Origin of the sequence: Aquisphaera insulae, from assembly GCF_011064615.1 — a bacterium.
Taxonomy (GTDB): domain Bacteria; phylum Planctomycetota; class Planctomycetia; order Isosphaerales; family Isosphaeraceae; genus Aquisphaera; species Aquisphaera insulae.
Genome location: NZ_JAALJH010000012.1, coordinates 106017 through 122787 on the forward strand (window position 1 = coordinate 106017; position 16771 = coordinate 122787).

General features: G+C 70.5%; 11 protein-coding genes. 6 read left to right on the top strand and 5 right to left on the bottom strand.

Annotated elements, in window-relative coordinates; all coding sequences use genetic code 11:
• Positions 1-43 precede the first annotated feature (43 nt).
• Positions 44-2905, bottom strand: coding sequence for a bifunctional serine/threonine-protein kinase/formylglycine-generating enzyme family protein (locus G6O54_RS09780; protein WP_165223993.1), 2862 nt, complete (start codon positions 2903-2905; stop codon positions 44-46).
• 517 nt (positions 2906-3422) lie between these two features.
• Between G6O54_RS09780 and G6O54_RS09785 the strand changes: the two genes are divergently transcribed.
• Positions 3423-4058, top strand: a complete 636-nt coding sequence (locus tag G6O54_RS09785; RefSeq protein ID WP_165223996.1) for an RNA polymerase sigma factor — start codon at positions 3423-3425, stop codon at positions 4056-4058.
• On the top strand, positions 4055-7501 hold the full coding sequence (locus tag G6O54_RS09790) for a WD40 repeat domain-containing serine/threonine protein kinase (protein ID WP_165223999.1): 3447 nt from the start codon (positions 4055-4057) through the stop codon (positions 7499-7501). The genes G6O54_RS09785 and G6O54_RS09790 overlap by 4 nt, the downstream gene beginning before the upstream one ends.
• Here G6O54_RS09790 and G6O54_RS09795 read toward each other — a convergent pair.
• The 4 genes from G6O54_RS09795 to G6O54_RS09810 all read right to left on the bottom strand — a co-directional run bounded on the left by G6O54_RS09795 (position 7493) and on the right by G6O54_RS09810 (position 11318).
• A complete protein-coding gene (locus G6O54_RS09795) occupies positions 7493-8122 on the bottom strand; it encodes a hypothetical protein (protein WP_165224002.1) in 630 nt (209 codons plus the stop codon). The two genes, G6O54_RS09790 and G6O54_RS09795, sit on opposite strands and share 9 nt — an antisense overlap.
• 399 nt (positions 8123-8521) lie before the next feature.
• Complete coding sequence (locus G6O54_RS09800) at positions 8522-9448, bottom strand: efflux RND transporter periplasmic adaptor subunit (RefSeq protein WP_165224005.1); 927 nt, start codon at positions 9446-9448, stop codon at positions 8522-8524.
• Between the two features lie 11 nt (positions 9449-9459).
• Positions 9460-10131 (bottom strand): ABC transporter ATP-binding protein, encoded by a 672-nt coding sequence (locus G6O54_RS09805; RefSeq protein WP_165224008.1) that lies wholly within the window; start codon positions 10129-10131, stop codon positions 9460-9462.
• A 14-nt stretch (positions 10132-10145) separates the two neighbouring features.
• On the bottom strand, positions 10146-11318 hold the full coding sequence (locus G6O54_RS09810; protein WP_165224012.1) for an ABC transporter permease: 1173 nt from the start codon (positions 11316-11318) through the stop codon (positions 10146-10148).
• Between the two features lie 674 nt (positions 11319-11992).
• Here G6O54_RS09810 and G6O54_RS09815 point away from each other — a divergent pair.
• The 4 genes from G6O54_RS09815 (at position 11993) to G6O54_RS09830 (ending at position 16769) form a co-directional block, all read left to right on the top strand.
• Positions 11993-12778, top strand: coding sequence for a hypothetical protein (locus G6O54_RS09815; protein WP_165224015.1), 786 nt, complete (start codon positions 11993-11995; stop codon positions 12776-12778).
• Between the two features lie 101 nt (positions 12779-12879).
• On the top strand, positions 12880-13827 hold the full coding sequence (locus tag G6O54_RS09820; protein ID WP_205678725.1) for a DUF1702 family protein: 948 nt from the start codon (positions 12880-12882) through the stop codon (positions 13825-13827).
• The gene (locus tag G6O54_RS09825) at positions 13824-15797 is read left to right on the top strand and encodes a CRTAC1 family protein (protein WP_165224018.1); all 1974 of its coding nucleotides are present in this window, start codon (positions 13824-13826) and stop codon (positions 15795-15797) included. Before G6O54_RS09820 ends, G6O54_RS09825 begins: the two co-directional genes overlap by 4 nt.
• Positions 15798-15800: 3 nt before the next feature.
• Positions 15801-16769, top strand: coding sequence for an RnfABCDGE type electron transport complex subunit D (locus tag G6O54_RS09830; RefSeq protein ID WP_205678726.1), 969 nt, complete (start codon positions 15801-15803; stop codon positions 16767-16769).
• Positions 16770-16771: the final 2 nt, after the last annotated feature.

Below are 16771 nucleotides of genomic sequence, written 5' to 3' on the forward strand. Positions count from 1 at the left end.
GGGAACTGGAGCGGGATGAGGGCGCGCGGGCGACTCCCCCTCGTCATCGCGCGGACTTCGTCCGGACGACCCGGAACCCGTCGATCGGCTGCTTGTTGGACTGGAGGATGTTGGGGAAGGCGGAGGCCCGGCCGATCAGGATGGCGGGGCTCGAGCCGAACCAGCCGCCGCGCGCGTCCGCGGTGTACTCGCCGTCGTCGTTGATCGGTCGATCGGCCTCGCACCATTCCAGCATGTTGCCCAGGGTGTCGAAGAGGCCGAGGTCGTTCGGCAGCTTGCCCGCCACCGGGCGCGACTTGCCGTCCTGGCTGTTGAGGGTCCGGGCGTAGCGGTCGAGCAGGAGGTTGCTGTCGCCGTAATAGCGCTTCGTCCGCGTCCCGGCCGAGCAGAGGATGTCGAACTCCCTGGCGGTGGGCAGTCGGAAGCCTTCGAGCCGGAGATGGCCGGAGACCGGCAGGCGCTCGGGCTCCTTCTTCCCGGTCTCCCGATAGCACCTCTGACCCGGGTCGATCCCCTCGCGGTCGGTCAGCCAGTTGCAGAAAGCCTCCGCCTCGTAGACCGAGGTCGAGTTGATCGGGCAGGTCGGCTCGTCGCTGAACTCTGCCGCATACGCGAAGCCGCGGCGGAAGCGGAGGAACAGCTCGACGGTGACCTCGCAGTCCGAGATTTCGACGACGCGATCGAGCGTCGGGTCGGAGACGGTGACCAGGGTGAGCCCCTGGCGGCTGATCCGCCACCGGAACCGCGAGTCGCCCCGGGACGCGCCGGCGAGATCGCGATCGATCCGCGCGAGATCGGCGTCGCGGCCCCACCGGAGGAGCAGCCATTTCGCCGACCCGTGGACGCCCGCGTCGGGGTCGTCGCGATAGACCCCGAGGAGGCCCTCCAGGAAGCGGGCACGCTCGTCGGCCGGCCACGCGGCGTCGGGGATGTCCCCGAGGGCCTGGAGGATGGCCATCCGGACCGGGGCGCCGGTGGTGGGGTCGTGGAGGTGCTCGAGGAGGATCCGGGGCGGCACGCCGGCGGGCCCCATCGTGGCGATGAGGAAGGAGCGGACCTGGGGATCCGGCGACGCCCGGAGCGCCGGCCAGGCCGATCCCGGTCGGCCCAGTAGGAGGAGGGCGCAGGCCGCGTTGGCCCGCCGCCGATCGCGCGCTTCGGCCTCGTTCACCGGGGCCTCGACCCCGCCATCGACGTCGGGCCGAAGCTCCTGCTCGAGGCGGTCGAGGAGCGTCGTGGGGAGCCGGCTCACGGCCAGCGGGGCGAGCGAGCCCAGCAACGGCGGGTCGGCGTCCAGGAGCCGATCGAGGACGTGGCGCCGGCAGCCCTCGTCCGTCGGGGCCAGCGCGAGCGCAGCATTCAGCTTCGGCCCCGGCTCCGTCCGCCGGTAGAGGTCGCCGAGCCAGGCGGCGGTCGACGGGTCCGAGGCGTCGATCCGGGGGAGCAGGCCGGCCAGGTCCGCGATGCCCGCGGACTCGAAGCGCCGGGCCAGGAATTCCGCCTCCTTGCGGCGGATGATCCCCCAGGCCGCCGCGACGAGTATCGCCGCCGCGAGGCCGGCCGCGAGGGCCGTCGCCGCGGTCCGATGGACCTTCACCCAGGCGGCCGCCCGTCGGAGCGGCCCGGCGCGGCGGGCCAGGACGGGGAGGCCGTCCAGGAATCGCCCGAGGTCCTCGGCGAGCTCGCCGGCCGACGCGTACCGCCGCGCCGGATCCTTGGCGATCGCCTTCAGGACGACGGTCTCCAGGTCGCGAGGGATCCTGCGATTGATCCGACGCGGTGGCCGCGGCTCGGCCTCGGCGATCTGCCGCAGGAGCCGGGCGCGGTCCTCCTCCGGGAAGGCATACTCGAGGGTCAGCATCTCGTAGAGGGTCAGGCCGAGGGAATAGACGTCGGTCCGGTGGTCGATGGGGATCCGCCGGCTCTGGCTCTGCTCCGGGCTCATGTAGCGGAGCGTGCCGATGATGTCGTCGGTGCGGGTCAGGTCGCTGCCCCCCCGCAGCCGGGCGAGGCCGAAGTCCGACACCCAGAGGTGCCCGCGGGGATCGATGAGGAGGTTCGATGGCTTCACGTCGCGGTGGATGACGCCTTCCTGATGGGCGTAATCGAGGGCGCGGGCCGCCTGGATCATGAGCCGGGCCGCCGTGCGGAAGTAGGCCCGGTCGTCGGCGGACGACCCGGTGATGGCCGTCGAGGCCGCCGCGGCGTCGGGGCTCGCGCCGGCCGGGGACGCCGGCGGCGAGGCCTCCACCGTGATCACGTCCGCCGAGGCCGTCGCCGGCCCGTCGGGGCCGATCGAGTCGCCGGCCCCCCGGTCGGGCGCGTCCAGGCCCTTGATCCGGCGGAGCTCGCGGAGGATCTCGGCGAGGCTGCGACCGTCGATGAGTCGCATCACGAAGTAGGGGATGCCCTGCTCGCGGCCGACGGTGTAGACCGGGACGATGTGCTCGTGGTCCAGGCAGGCCGAGGCCTGCACTTCCACCTGGAATCGCCTCACCTGCCGGGGGTCCAGGGCCATCGCGGCCGGGAGGACCTTGAGGGCCACCCGCCGGCCCCCGAGCGAGAGCTGGCGCGCCTCGTACACGATGCCCATGCCGCCGTGCCCGAGCTCGCCGACGATCTGGAAGTCGCCGAGCACCTCCGGCCCGCCGGGCCGGTCGCGGAGCGTCCGAGGCCCGTCCTCCCTCTCGCGGCCTGAATCCGCCCTCAGCGAGGCCATCATCTCCATCGCGGGGAGGAGCCGGCGCAGCGCCGCCGCCCGTTGCGGCTGGTCTCGCTCCAGCGCCTCCAGGTCGACCGGCTCCCCCGACTGGAGGCGGTCCGCGATCGCGGAGACCCACTCCACGACTTCCAGATCCTCGCCGCCGTCCGCCGAACGGGGGTCGACCTCATCCGGCATGCTCATGGAGGACACCCCGGCGACTCCTCGACCATGAGCGACCGGATCCGATCGAGGCCGCCGGGGAGATCGTGCAGGCTCATGGCCCTGGAACTCCTCCGGGCAGGGCTCCCGCGGCCCGCGGCGAGAGTGGTCCTCATCGGCGGCCGCGCGGTTGGGGATGGGCGTCGCGACAGTTTCATGATACGGCCTGCTCGGACTTTTTGAAGCCCGCTCCAGGACGTTTTGATTCATCCCGGAGCGGTCCCGGCTCCTCGAAGAACGCGGGCTGGGACCGCCCTGAGGCCGGCGCGCAGGGACCCCTTCCGATCCGGGAGATGGGCTGCCCCGAGCCGCAGGCCGTCCGGGGGGGAGTCAAGCGACGCGGGCGGAAGGGTCACATCGATGCCGGAATCCGGCGCGAGGGATCGCGGTGATCCGGGCCCGCATCCAAAACGGGATTGGCTTTCAGGATCTTGCTCTGCAAGAATTGGTGTGACTTCGTCGCTTCGGCTGCGTGATTCCTTCTCGGCGGGCTTGTTGTATGGACTCGAAGACGCTCGACGATGCCGCGGAGACGGAGCGGTTGCTGAAGGAGGCGGCGGCCGGGGATCGGGACGCGCTGGGATGCCTGCTGGAGAGGCACAGGGCGAGGCTCACGCGGATGGTGGCGCTTCGGCTGGATTCGAGGGCGAGGGGCCGGGTGGACGCCTCGGACGTGGTCCAGGCGGCCATGATCGAGGCGGCGCGGAGGCTGGCGGACTACGAGCGGGACCGGCCGATGCCGTTCTACCCGTGGCTGCACCGGCTGACGGCCGACAGGCTGGCGGACCTTCGCCGCAAGCTCCAGGCCAAGAAGGGGGACCCGGCGCGGGAGCAGCCGCTGGCGGACCTCGGCGACTCGGCCGGGATGCTGGTGGACCGGCTGGTCGCCACCGACACGACGCCCGGCCAGGCCCTGGCGCGCGAGGAGCGGCGGCGCTGCGTCCGCGAGGCCCTGGCGCGGCTGGCGGAGACGGATCGGGAGATCCTCGTCATGCGGCACCTCGAGGACCTGCGGATCGTCGAGATCGCCGACATCCTGGAGATCACGGTGAGCTGCGCCAAGATGCGCTATTTCCGGGCCGTTCAGAAGCTGAAAGAGGCGTTGCCGGCGGAGGACTCGGGGGGGACGAGGTGACCGATCGGGAGGACTTCACCGGGCCGGCCGATGCCGAGCGGGCGGAGATCACGCTCGAGATCGGCGATCGGCTCCGGCGCGGCGAGGACGTCCGCCCCGAGGACTACCCCGGGCACGCCGCGATCGTCCGCGAGCTGCTGCCGGCCCTGAGGATGATCTGCGAGCTGCCCGACCCGCCGGCGGTGGTCCCCGCGGATCGGTTCCGCCTGGGCGAGTTCCGGCTGATCCGCGAGGTCAGCCGCGGGGGGATGGGGATCGTCTACGAGGCCGTGCAGGAGCCGCTCGGCCGTCGGGTCGCGCTCAAGGTCCTGCAGGTCGCCGGGCGCATCGGCGAGACGCAGCTCCAGAGATTCCGCAATGAATCGAGGGCCGCGGCCAGCCTGGACCACCCCCACATCGTGCCCGTCTTCGCCACCGGGACGGCGGAGGGGATCCCGTTCTACGCGATGCGGTACATCGAGGGCCGGAACCTGGCGGAGGTCATCCGCGGGCTGAAGGGGGGCGAGCCCGGGACGACGCGCCTCTCCGCGCGGGGGCAAGCCTTCGCTCGCGAGGTGGCCCGGCTGGCGAGGCAGGCGGCGGAGGCCCTGGCCCACGCCCACGAGAACGAGGTCCTCCACCGCGACGTCAAGCCCTCGAACCTGCTCATCGACGGCGCCGAGAAGCTCTGGATCACCGACTTCGGCCTGGCGCGGATCCGCGGCGGCCTGGACCTCACGATAACCGGCGAGGCCATCGGCACGCCGCGGTACATGACCCCGGAGCTCGCCACCGGCCGGCGGATCCCGCCGGACGCGCGGGGCGACATCTATTCGCTGGGCGCGACGCTCTACGAGCTGCTGACCCTGCGGCCGGCCTTCGAGGGGGACGACCGCATCGAGATCCTCGGCAGGATCGCCCGGGGCGAATTCCGGACGCCGCGGAGCATCGACCCGACGATCCCCCGCGACCTCGAGACGATCGTCCTGAAGGCCATGGCCCGGGAGCCCGAGGACCGATACCGCACGGCCGCCGACCTGGCCGCCGACTGCGGCCGGTTCCTCGACGGCCGGCCGATCCGGGCGCGCCGCCCCGGCGCCGCGGAGCAGGCCGCGAAGTGGGTCCGCCGGAACCGCGGACCGGCCACGGCCGCGACGATCGGCCTGGCCCTGCTGGGATCGGGCGTCGGCCTGGCCGGCCTCGAGTACACCCGCCTGCTGAGGGAGCACAACCAGCAGCTCCGGGCCGCGATCGACGACGCCAATCGCCATCGGAGCCTGTCCGACCGCCACTACCTGGCGGCCCAGCTCCGGCTGACGCAGCAGGCCCTCGACGGCCGCGACTTCGAGGCGGCCCAGGACCTGCTCGACGCCATCGGGCCGGAATCCGGACCCGGCGTCGGCCGCGAGTTCGCGTGGCGATACCTCCGCAAGCAGGCGAGGCGCGAGATCGTCCGCCTCCCGGAGCGGCCCCTCTACGAGCACAACCTGGCCGTGACCGGCGACGGCCGAACGGCCGCGAGCGGCCATGGCGATCATTGCATCGTCCTCTGGGACCTCCCCTCGGAACGCGCCCTGGCCGTCATCGAGGACGAGCGGTTGAACCTCGGGGCCCCCGCCTTCACGGCCGACGGCCGCCTGGTCGCGATGCGATGCCCGTTCCCGGGCCCGGTCGCGCATGAGCTGGGGACATGGGACGCGCGCACCGGCGCCTTCCTCGGGCGGCTCGAGTCCGCGGCGACGCCCGCCGACGATCCGGTCACGGGAACCGAATGGACCCAGTGCCTGCAGGGCGGCCGCCTCGCGGCTCACGTCGTGCTGCTCGGCTCGGGGCACCTCTCGATCCGGATCTGGACGCTCGATGCATCCCCGAGGCAGTCCCGGGCGGTCGTCACCCTCGACGACGTCGACACGGTCGCGTTCGCCGAGGATGGCCCCCACTTCGCCACCCGGGAGGGGAAGCTCCTGCGGCTCCGCTCCGCCTGGACCGGGGCCGTGGTCCGGGAGCTGGGCGAGGGGGCGGACGACCGTTCCCCGCTGGCCCTCACGCGCGACGGGCGGCGGCTGGCCGAGACGACGGCGGGGAAAGGCGTCCGCGTGCGGGAGCTGGACGGAGAGGGCGGCTCCGCGACCGTCGCGGCGGGGGAAGGCATCCGGTCGCTGGGCTTCGACCCCACCGGAGAATCCCTCCTCGCCGTGGACGAAGGGGGGACGTGCCGCCTCTGGGATCGGCGGTCGGGCCGGATCCTGGCGTTCGCCCCCGACGACCTGGATCGTCGCCGCGACCGGGTCTGCTTCGATTTCTCGCCCGACGGGCTGCTGCTGGCGACCACCTCCAGGGGGAGTCCCGGCGGCGTCCTGCCGACTCTCCTGTGGGACGTCCGGTCGGGCCGCCGGCTCGGCGTCCTGCCGAGCTCCGGCCAGGGCATCGAGGAGCGTGCCTTCCGGCCGGATGGCCGGTCCCTGGTCGTCGTCGGCCGGCGGTCACCGCGGATCTGGCACTTCGACCCCGCGCCGGAGCCGCCCCAGCCCGACGGGCACCGGGATGAGGCGTGGGCGGTCGCGTACTCGCCCGACGGTCGGCTCCTGGCGTCCGGCAGCGACGACACCGACGAATCCCGGACCATCCGGCTCTGGGACCTGCAAGCCAACCGACCCGTCCGCGGCTGGAAGGGGGGCATGTGGATGGTGAGCGCCCTCGCCTTCTCCGCCGACGGCCGGCGCCTGGTCTCCGGCCATCTCGGACCCGGGATGAACCTGCGGGTCTGGGACGTCGAGACGGGGCGGTTGCTGCGCTCGATGGGAGGGCACCCGCAATGCGTGCGGACGCTGGCGCTCTCGCCGGACGGCGAGACGGTCGCCGCGGCGGGCGGGCTGCTGGGCAAGCCGGGCGAGGACTGGAAGATCCGGATCTGGCGGCTCGACTCCGGCGACTGCGTCCGCGAGATCGAGGGCCACACCCGTCCCGTCCGATCCGTCTCCTTCTCCCCGGATGGCCGATTCCTCGCCTCCGTCGGCAATGACCGGATCGTCCGCCAGTGGGACGTCGCGTCCGGCCGGCTGCGGCGATCCGCGCGGGGCGTCGATGACCTGGCCGCGGTCTCCTTCGCGCCCGACGGCCGGTCCGTCGCGGTCGCCGACGGCGAGGGCACCGTGACGATCCGCGACGCGGAGACCCTGGACGTCCGGCTGACGATCCGGGGGCCGAGCGACCGCCTGATCGGGCTCGCCTACGCGGCCGATGGGCGGTCCATCGCCACCCATGGCACGTCCGGCGTCATCCGGATCTGGGACGCCCTCACCGGCCAGGAGATCCTCGTCCTGAAAGGGCACAAGGCCCAGATCAACGGGGTCGCGTTCGCGCCCGACCAGTCCTCGCTCGCCTCGTGCTCCCACGACGGCGAGGTGAAGCTCTGGCGCGCCGGCCCGATCGTCACCGCGTCCGATGAGGCAGCCTCAAGGTGAGGAGAAGGTCACGCCCATCCGGGCGTGGGCGAACGTGTTGAATTGCTGGAGGGCCGGGAAGCCCAGGGTGTCGCCACCGATGAGGCGGCCGAGAGGCCCCCGGTGCCACGTCTCGAGCAGGAGGTCGGCCGCGCCGATGTGGATCTCCGGGACCGAAGTCCCCATCTTCACCACGCGCCGGCCCGCCTTCACCCACCAGTTGGCCAGGAACGAGCTGGCCGGGCCGTCGGACGCGGTCACGAGGCCCTCGATCTGCAGAGGAGGCCACGCCGGCCGGGGGACGACGACCCGGAGCGAGGCGGGGAGGCCGGGCCCCGCCGGGGCGTAACAGAAATCGAGCGACGGCACGTACTGCGCGGGTATCCCTCTCGCCGCGAGGTGGATCGCCAGCTCCAGGTTGGATGTGTAATACCAGAGCGTGTAATTGTTGATGTCGCCGGTCGAATCCGGTGGGACGATCACGGCACCGATCTGGACGATCGTGCCGGCCCGGAGACGCCCCCCGTTCACCGCGATGCCGCCACAACGCGCGGTCCGCACGACGATTGGTGTGACGGGCCCTCCCTCGCCGACGGGGATGAACGCGCTCGGGATGAGCGCCCTCATCTCGTCCGTCGACACCAGTCCGACTCCGATGCTCTCGACGCAGTCTGTGAATTCGACGCCGAGGCCGCGATCCTCGCCGGCCCGGGCCGATGTGGCTGCGAGCAGCATCGCGGCCCACGAGGTCGCGATCAGGCCTCCGCGCAACACAATCCTGACGCTCCGATCGAAGGCGTTCAACATGGCCCACCGGTCCATTTCTTCGAAAGGGATCCGATCTGGTTGAGACACGGCTCAGCGGCATTCGCACGCGCGTTGATCGAATTGCAGAATGCCATGGAATCACGACGGATCGCGATCCGCAAGAATATGCTAGTCCTCGTCCACGGGATTCGGGAGATCCACGCGTCGGACGCCGCCGGGGATCGCGCGCGGCGCGGGTCGACGGCTCGGCCGTGACGGGGCGACACGGCCGCGTCACCTCGGAGATGGGCTGCGGCTCCGGAAGATCTCGATCTCGAGCCGCTGGCCGAGCTTGAGGGGCGTCGCTTCGAGCAGGGCGATCTTGACGAGAAGGACGCGGGTGTCGACGGGGCGGGATGGGTCCTCGGGCCGGAGCTGCCGTCCGACGACCGCATCGGGGATCTCCTCGACTCTCCCGCACCATTCGCATCCCGGGAATCCCTCCGCGGTGACCCTGGCTTCGGAACCCAGGGCGATGCCACCGATGTCCACCTCATCGACCTCGGCCTCGACGCGGACGCGCCCCAGGTCGGCGATGACGGCAATTCGGGCGCTCGCGCCCACGGCCTCGCCAGGGTGGGCCGACCGCGCGATCACGGTCCCGTCGATGGGCGACGTGATGTGAGTCTTGGCGAGAAGAGCCTCATGGCGGCTTCTCGAGGCCATCGCCGCCCGTCGCCGCGCGTACGCCGTGTCGAGGCCCCTCTGATTCGTCTCGAGCTCGAGCTCGCTGGCGGCGTGCCGGGTGACGAGTCCCAGGGTGCGCCGGACCTCCCGCCGGTAGAATCGGATTTCGGCCTCGGCCTCGTCGATCCGCGCGGCGGCCTCCGCGCATGCGGCGGCCAGCTCCGTGGAACTGAGCTCCGCAATCAGGTCGCCCTTTCGGACGATCGACTTCTCCCGCACCGGGAGGCCGATGATCATTCCGGGGAGTTCCGTGGCGACGACGACCTCGGCATCGGGGTAGGTGACGAGTCGCCCTTCCGCGAGGACGGCCTCGGGCCGGAGCCTCTCGGGATCCGGGCCGGCGGCGGCGACTTGGCGGTCCTTCGGTTCCGCCGGCGGGAACGTCGCAGGTAGCCAGCCGGCGTGGACGGCCTGCCAGATCGCGAGGAAGGTCAGCGCAAGTCCCACGACCGGCCAGAGGATCTTCGTGGACATGTTCGGATCACCTACTCAATAAGGCAACCGTCCTGGATCTGCATGACGCGATCCGCAACGACACGCGCCTTCGGGTCGTGCGAGACGATCAGGATCGCGCGGTCCTCGTCCTTCGCCAGGCGTTGGAACAACTCGAGCACCCGACCGGCCAGTCTCGGATCGATGTTCGCGGTCGGTTCGTCGGCCAGGATGATCGCCGCTTCCCCCGCCAGGGCTCGCGCGATCGCCACGCGTTGCTTCTGCCCGCCCGAGAGGTCACGCGGCCTCGCCCGGCGCCGATCCGACATCTCCACGGCCTCGAGCAGCCGCCCCGCTTCTCGGCGTGCCGAGGAACCCGTGATCCCCTTGATGTTGAGCGCGTATTCGACGTTCTCCATGGCGGTCAACGCGGAGAAGAGGTTGAATTGCTGGAACACGAAGCCGATCGATCGCTGCCGCAATCCCGGGAGCCTGGCCGGCCGCCGCGGATCGACCTGCTCGCCCTCGACGACCACCCGGCCGGATGTCGGGGTCAGCAGGCAGCCCAGGATGAACAGCAGGGTGGTCTTCCCCGACCCGGAGGGCCCCTCGAGGATGGCCACCTCACCGCGCTCGAGCTCGAGGGAGATTCCCCTCAGGACGGGGACCTGTTCCCTCCCCTCGACGAAGCTCTTGGTCACCAGATGTGCCTCGAGGACGGCCATGTTGGGACCCTCGATCAGGTGCGGAAGACGACGGCCGGGTCGAGCCCGGCGATCTTGCGGAACGAGATCAACGAGGCCGCCAGGCACAGGACGATGGCCCCGACGAGGACATCCCCGATGAGCATCGGCGGGATGACCAGCCTCAGGGCCAGGGCGGCGAGCAGCGGCCGGATGGCATGGGCCAACGTGACCCCCACGAGGAAGCCGACGACGGCGGAGGTCGTCGCCTGGCGGGCGATGACGCGGTAGATGTCGGCGTTTCGGCCCCCGATCGCCTTGACGATCGCGAACTCCTTGAAGTGCTCGATCGTCGCCGTATACGAGGTCTGGGCCACCACGACCACGCCGACCAGGCACCCGAGGAAGACGGTCATGTACATGCTCAGGCCGAGCCCCGTGTTCTGTACCCAGTAATCTCGGGACCGCGCGGCCCACTCCCGGCCGGTCCGCACGTCGTTGTACGGCAGCCTCCGGCGGATCTCCGCGCGGACCGCCTCGACGTCGGCGCCCGGGGCCAGCTTCACCAGGATGTACGTGGTCCGCCGCCGCAGGTCCAGGGGAGCCAGGGCCTGTGCCACGCGGTAGTCGAGGAATGCGATCGGGTTGGTGGTGAAGGAGCGGGCCTCGCGGGTCAGCCCGATGATCTTGAGGCGGAGCCCCAGGAATTCGCGATGGTCTCCCACGGCGAACGGCCCGAATCGCCGCGCCGCCGATTCGTCGACGAACACGTAGCGGCCCCGGCGGAGGTCGGCCGGGTCGCCCGAGACGACGTTCCACGGGAATCGCCATCGCCGGAAATCCTCGAGGCCGTATACGATCACCGCCTCCTTGGCCCCGCTGGGCAGGGCCACCGTCACGAACCAGACGATCAGGTTGTCGGCCCGCCCGACACCCGGCACCGATCGGACGCGATGGACGTAGAGCTCGGGGAAGGTGTTGGCGAAGTCGATGTTCGGTGTGTTCCTCGCGGTTACCCACAGGTCCGCATCCAGCCGCTCGATCGTGATCGAGGCGCTCTCCAGCATGCCCAGGAAGATCCCCACCTGGACGATGACCAGCATGACCGCGAACGCGACGCCCGAGACGGTCGTCAGGAACCGGGTCTTGTCGTCGAGCAGGATCTTCGTCGCCAGGTCGACCATCGGGAGGGCCTCGACGACGGCGCACGACGGGGTCAAGGCTGCCACGAAGGGGCCCGAAACGACCCGTCGACGGGGTCCCGACCAGTGCGTCGAGGAGTCGGCGGACGGCCCGATTCGATCGGTCTGGATCAAGTCGAATCCTTGCGCCGGCTCGAATCAATTCGATGTTGTTTTTTTACAACGAGTCTGCGGAATCGACGGATTTGAATCCAAGAAAGACGCTTGACATTCAGAGTGCCACATGCTTGTTTAGGTGGGCGCCCGGTGATTGTGTTCAAGGTTGCTGGTCCTCTTTGGTCGTGTCCACCGGGCTGATCGTTAACGATGCAATGACGTGGTTGATGGCCGGAGTGCCATCCCCTCTCCCCGACTCGTTTCGCGAGTGGCCCACCCACTCATCGGCGAGGTCGAGCGCCTCGCGCCCGCTGCTGCGAAGTGTGCCGTCTCCGTCGCGTTTCTTCAGCTAACGTCAGGCACGAGGCGTCGTGGCGGCTCCCATTTCGGCATCGGGCTCGTTGGGGGAGCCCTGTCGTCAACGCCATGGCGGACGTTCTCCGAGCAACCGACGAAACGTCGGAATGCAGGGGTGCGCCCCCGCCGGGCATCTGCAACATCGCGGCGAACGACTCGGGATACAGATCGAGGATTAGTGATATAAGAACCTGAGTGTGTAGTGGGTGTCGGCCGAATCCTCGTAGCTTCGATTCAGGAGGTGAGCGATGTCATGGCGAGTTTTGCGACGATTGGCGTTCTGGGGCATCGGCGCCGGAGTCATGGCGTGTGCCCTGTCGGTGGAGAGTCGGGCGGCGGGGAGCCTGACGGTCAACCCCGGGTATGACCTGTTCACGTCGACTGAGGGGACGACCTTCCCTGGGCTCGGCGATCTCGTCGGCGTGCCGCTTGGGACCTACGACTTCGGCACCGGCGCCGTCGGGGTCGGCGATGCCGACACGATCGTCCATCGCCTCAGCGAGGTGACCGTGGCGGCGATCGGCGACACGGGGACGACGCGCCTGGAACTGCTGGCGCTCCAGCTCATGACCGCGGCGCCGGTCGATTTCGGCGGACTTGGCCTCGATAATTACTTCGTCACCCTGCAGTCGGCGCGTGGCGGGCCGGCTTCGCTCGGCTCGATGGACATCACGTTTACCAGCCTTGAGGGGGGGACGTTCACGTCGTTCTTCGACGTCTTCTTTGACATCCGAAAGGGCTCCCTCGACGGCCCCATCGTCTTCTCGGATGAGCTCACACTGACGAACTCCGGCGCCGACTGGACGCGCACTCCTCCGCCTGGCGCCATCCTGATCGACGGGATCAACCATTTCCTGAACGGAACGGACAACGCCACCGACTTCTGGCCCGTGACGCCCTTCGTGGAGCAGCATCCCAGCGGCGCCAAGCACGAGGTCACGGTTGCGTCGGTCCCCGAGCCCGGTTCCCTGGTGATGGGCACCACGGCGCTGGTCGTCGGGCTGGTGATCCTCCGATCGCGGCAGCGGCCCTGATATCGAGGACGAAGGGACGGCCGGAGGGGCCGGCCGCGGCCGAGTTCCCCCGGGCGGCCCGTCGAGAGGTGGTGCAATCCAGCCGGCGTGTGAGGTTCATCGTGAGATGGCTCCGCAAGCGTGTCTTCGGCATCGATCCCGAGGAGACCTCGTTCGCCCGCCGCGGTTTTCGAGGCGGCGACAAGCGGATCGAGGAGCATCTCCAGGGTGTCGGCCGCCGCTTCCTCCGCGGCTATCACGCGGCGCTCGAGGGGGATCGTCTCGAACTCCTGGCCGGCCGGCTCGATGAGGTCGATGCGGAGGATCGGGGCTTCGCCTACGAGGGCGCGGCGATGGGACTCTGCCTCCTCGATCACCTGACCCCCTGGAGGCGCGACCGCCTGGCGGCGTTCCTCGCCGGCCCCGGCGCCGCCCACGCCTACATGATCCACGTCGGGGCGGGTTGGGCCCTGGCGCGGCTCCGCCGACGGGTCGGCCGCGCCCTGTCGCGATTCGATCCCCTCTTGCGATGGCTGGTGGTGGACGGCTACGGGTTCCATCAGGGTTACTTCCGATGGCGGGAGCACGTCGATCTCCAGCAGGTCCCGGCCCACCTCTCCGGTTACGCGAGAAGGGCCTTCGACCAGGGGCTGGGCCGGAGCCTCTGGTTCGTCGATGGGGCCGATGCCGCCCGGATCTCGGCGTCGATTGGCCTGTTCCCGCAAGAGCGGCAGGCCGACCTGTGGAGCGGCATCGGGCTGGCGTGCGCCTACGCCGGAGGGGTGGCCGACGCGACGATCTCACGCCTGAAGTCGAAGGCCGGGACCCATGGTGCGAATCTGGCGCAGGGCGCGGCCTTCGCGGCCAAGGCGCGCGAGCGGGCCGGCAATCCCGCGCCCCGGACGGAGCTGGCCTGCCGGCTGCTCTGCGACCTGCCGGCCGGCGAGGCCGCCCGGCTCACGGATGATGCCCTGGCCGACCTGCCGGCGGACGGCCAGGTCCCCGCATACGAGGCATGGAGGCGGCGCATCCGGGCCCAACTGGGCGGCAAGGAGACGGCGCGACGATGACGACGCTGGGAAGCATCCTCCGCGGCCATGCGGCACGCCTGACCGCCCTGGCGATCATCCTCCCCCTGTACGGCCTGGCGCGGCAGCCCGAGTCGTCGGGCACCGAGCTATCGCGCCTCGCGGGGCGGTTCCGGTTCGTCCGCCGACCTCTCCCCGAACCTCCGGGCGATCTCTCGCGGATCGTCCGCCCGGTCCATCCCAGCCTGAAGCGGATCGAGTCGTGGATCTCCTCGGTCGGCGCATCGGTCGCGCTCAATGACCTGGACGGCGACGGCCTGCCCAACGATGTCGCCTACGTGGACACGCGGGCCGACCGGGTCGTGATCGGGCCGGCCCCTGGCACTGGCGGGCGGTTCGAGCCTTTCGTCCTGGGTCCAGAGCCTTTGCGCCACGACCCGGCCACGATGGCCCCCATGGGCTGCCTGCCCGGTGATCTCAATGAGGACGGCCTGATGGACATCCTGGTCTACTACTGGGGGCGTCCGCCCGTCGCATTCTTGCGGAAGCACGAGGGGGGACAGGCCGGGCGGCTCGCCAGGACAGGCTACGTGGCACGGGAGATCGCGCCGGAGGGAGGCCGATGGTTCACCAATTCCGCCACGCTGGCCGATCTGGATGGCGACGGCCATGCCGACCTGATCGTCGGCAACTACTTCCCCGACGATGCCCATGTCCTGGACGCCCGGGCGGGGGGCGTGGAGGAGATGCAGCATTCGATGTCCCGCGCCGACAACGGCGGGCGCAAGCACCTGCTCCGCTGGGTTGACGCCGTGGGGGGGCCTGAGCCGACGGTCCGATTCGCGGACGTCGAAGGGGCGCTCGACGACCTTGGGGGGTACGGCTGGACGCTGGCCGTCGGAGCGGCGGATCTCGACGGCGACCTCCTGCCCGAGATCTACCTTGCCAACGACTTCGGCCCCGACCGGCTGCTGCACAATCGGTCCCGGCCCGGCGAGTTCCGCTTCTCCCTCCTGGAGGGACGGAGGACGCTCGCAACGCCCAGCTCCAAGGTCCTTGGCCGTGACTCCTTCAAGGGAATGGGTGTCGACTTCGGCGACCTGAACGGCGACGGGATCCTTGACATCTTCGTGAGCAACATCGCCGCCGACTATGCGCTGGAGGAGAGCCATTTCGCCTTCCTGGGCACCGGCGAGCTGGGGCGGATGGGAGAGGGCGTCGCCCCGTTCCATGACGAGAGCGAGCGGCTCGGCCTGTCGCGCAGCTCGTGGGGCTGGGACGCGAAGCTCGCCGATTTCGACAACGACGGGGGCCCTGAGGTGATTCAGGCCCTCGGCTTCGTCCGAGGGACGGTCGATCGCTGGCCCGAGCTGCAGGAGCTGGCGATGGGCAACGACGTGTTCCTGCAAGATCCTCGGAACTGGCCTAGGTTCCAGCCCGGCGACGACCTCTGCGGCCATCCTCGCAATCTCTTCGCCGTTCGTGACGGCGGGGGGCGCTACCGGGACATCGCCTCGAGCCTGGGGCTGGAGGAGCCGGGCGTGAGCCGGGGGATTGCCGTCGCCGACATCGACGGCGACGGCAGGCTCGAATTCGCGGTCGCGAATCAATGGGCCCCCTCGTCGCTCTACGTCAACGAGGGCTCGCCCGCCGGTGCGTTCCTGGGACTGCACCTCCTGTTGCCGGTGGACCGGAGCCGGGACGGGCCGACCCGATCCCGGCCCGGCCATCCGGGCGTCGACATCTCCGGGCGTCCCGCGCTCGGGGCCGCCGCCCTCGTCGAGCTGCCCGACGGGCGCACGCTGAGAGGCCAGGTCGACGGCGGCAACGGCCACTCGGGGAAGCGAAGCTCCGATCTGCACTTCGGGCTTGGCCCGCTCACGCCCGGGAGCGTGCTCAGGGTCGAGCTGAGCTGGCGTGACTCCGAGGGCCGGGTCCGTCGCGAGACGCTTCAGCTCGCCCCCGGCTGGCACAGCGTCCTCCTGAGAGGTCCTCAACGGGTGGTGGACTAACCAATGCCAGCTTCCAACGGATCGCCGAGCCTGCCGGGACGCCTGCCCGCGCTGCGTCGCTTCGCCGCGGCCATCACCATCCTGAATCTCCTTGGGCATCTCGTCCTCGGCTTCGAGCAATCGTGGGCGCAGCCGCTGGTGGCGGTCGCGACGGCTTACGGCGTGGAGTTGCTGCTCGAGGCCGTGGGTGCCTGGGCCGAACGTCGACCGCCCCGGTTCCTCGGCGGGGGGCTGGCGCTCGTCGATTTCCTGCTCCCGTCGCACATCACCGGGCTGGCGATCTCGATGCTCCTCTACGCGAACGATCGTCTCTGGCCGATCGCCTTCGCGGCGGCGGTCGGCGTCGGCTCGAAGGTGCTGGTCCGCGTCCCCGTCGGGCGCGGGGCCCCCCATTGCCTCAACCCGTCGAACACGGGGATCGCCGTCACGCTGCTGCTGTTCCCCTGGGTCGGGATCGCCCCGCCCTACCAGTTCACGGAGAACCTCGAAGGGATGGGCGACTGGATCCTGCCGATGGTCATCGTCGTGTCGGGGACCTTCCTGAACACCCGGTTCACCGGGAAGCTGCCGCTGATCCTGGGATGGCTCGGCGGCTTCTTCACCCAGGCGGCGGTGCGGAGCCTGCTCCTCGGCACGCCGCTCGTGGCCGCTTGCCTGCCGGCCACGGGGATGGCCTTCCTGCTATTCACGTTCTACATGGCCACCGACCCGGCGACGACTCCGACCGGGACGCGCGACCAGTTCGCCTTCGGAGCGGCGATCGCCGGGGTGTACGGCCTGTTGATGGCGGCACACGTGGTGTTTGGCCTGTTCTTCTCGCTGCTGGCGGTCTGCTCGATTCGGGGCGTGTGGCTGTTGCTGCTCGCCGCGCTGCGGGCGCCGGCGCCGTCGGCCGTGTCGTCGGTCGCGCCGTCGTCGTTGCCCGGCCGCCCCGTGATCGCACGGACGTCGTTATTAGAAGTGATGGAGTGAGC

Bases quoted from the DNA above. Each gene is read 5' to 3' on its own strand.
- G6O54_RS09780 (WP_165223993.1), bottom strand. From the start codon at position 2,905: ATGAGCATGCCGGATGAGGTCGACCCCCGTTCGGCGGACGGCGGCGAG.
- G6O54_RS09785 (WP_165223996.1), top strand. From the start codon at position 3,423: ATGGACTCGAAGACGCTCGACGATGCCGCGGAGACGGAGCGGTTGCTG.
- G6O54_RS09800 (WP_165224005.1), bottom strand. From the start codon at position 9,448: ATGTCCACGAAGATCCTCTGGCCGGTCGTGGGACTTGCGCTGACCTTC.
- G6O54_RS09805 (WP_165224008.1), bottom strand. From the start codon at position 10,131: ATGGCCGTCCTCGAGGCACATCTGGTGACCAAGAGCTTCGTCGAGGGG.
- G6O54_RS09815 (WP_165224015.1), top strand. From the start codon at position 11,993: ATGTCATGGCGAGTTTTGCGACGATTGGCGTTCTGGGGCATCGGCGCC.
- G6O54_RS09825 (WP_165224018.1), top strand. From the start codon at position 13,824: ATGACGACGCTGGGAAGCATCCTCCGCGGCCATGCGGCACGCCTGACC.
- G6O54_RS09830 (WP_205678726.1), top strand. From the start codon at position 15,801: ATGCCAGCTTCCAACGGATCGCCGAGCCTGCCGGGACGCCTGCCCGCG.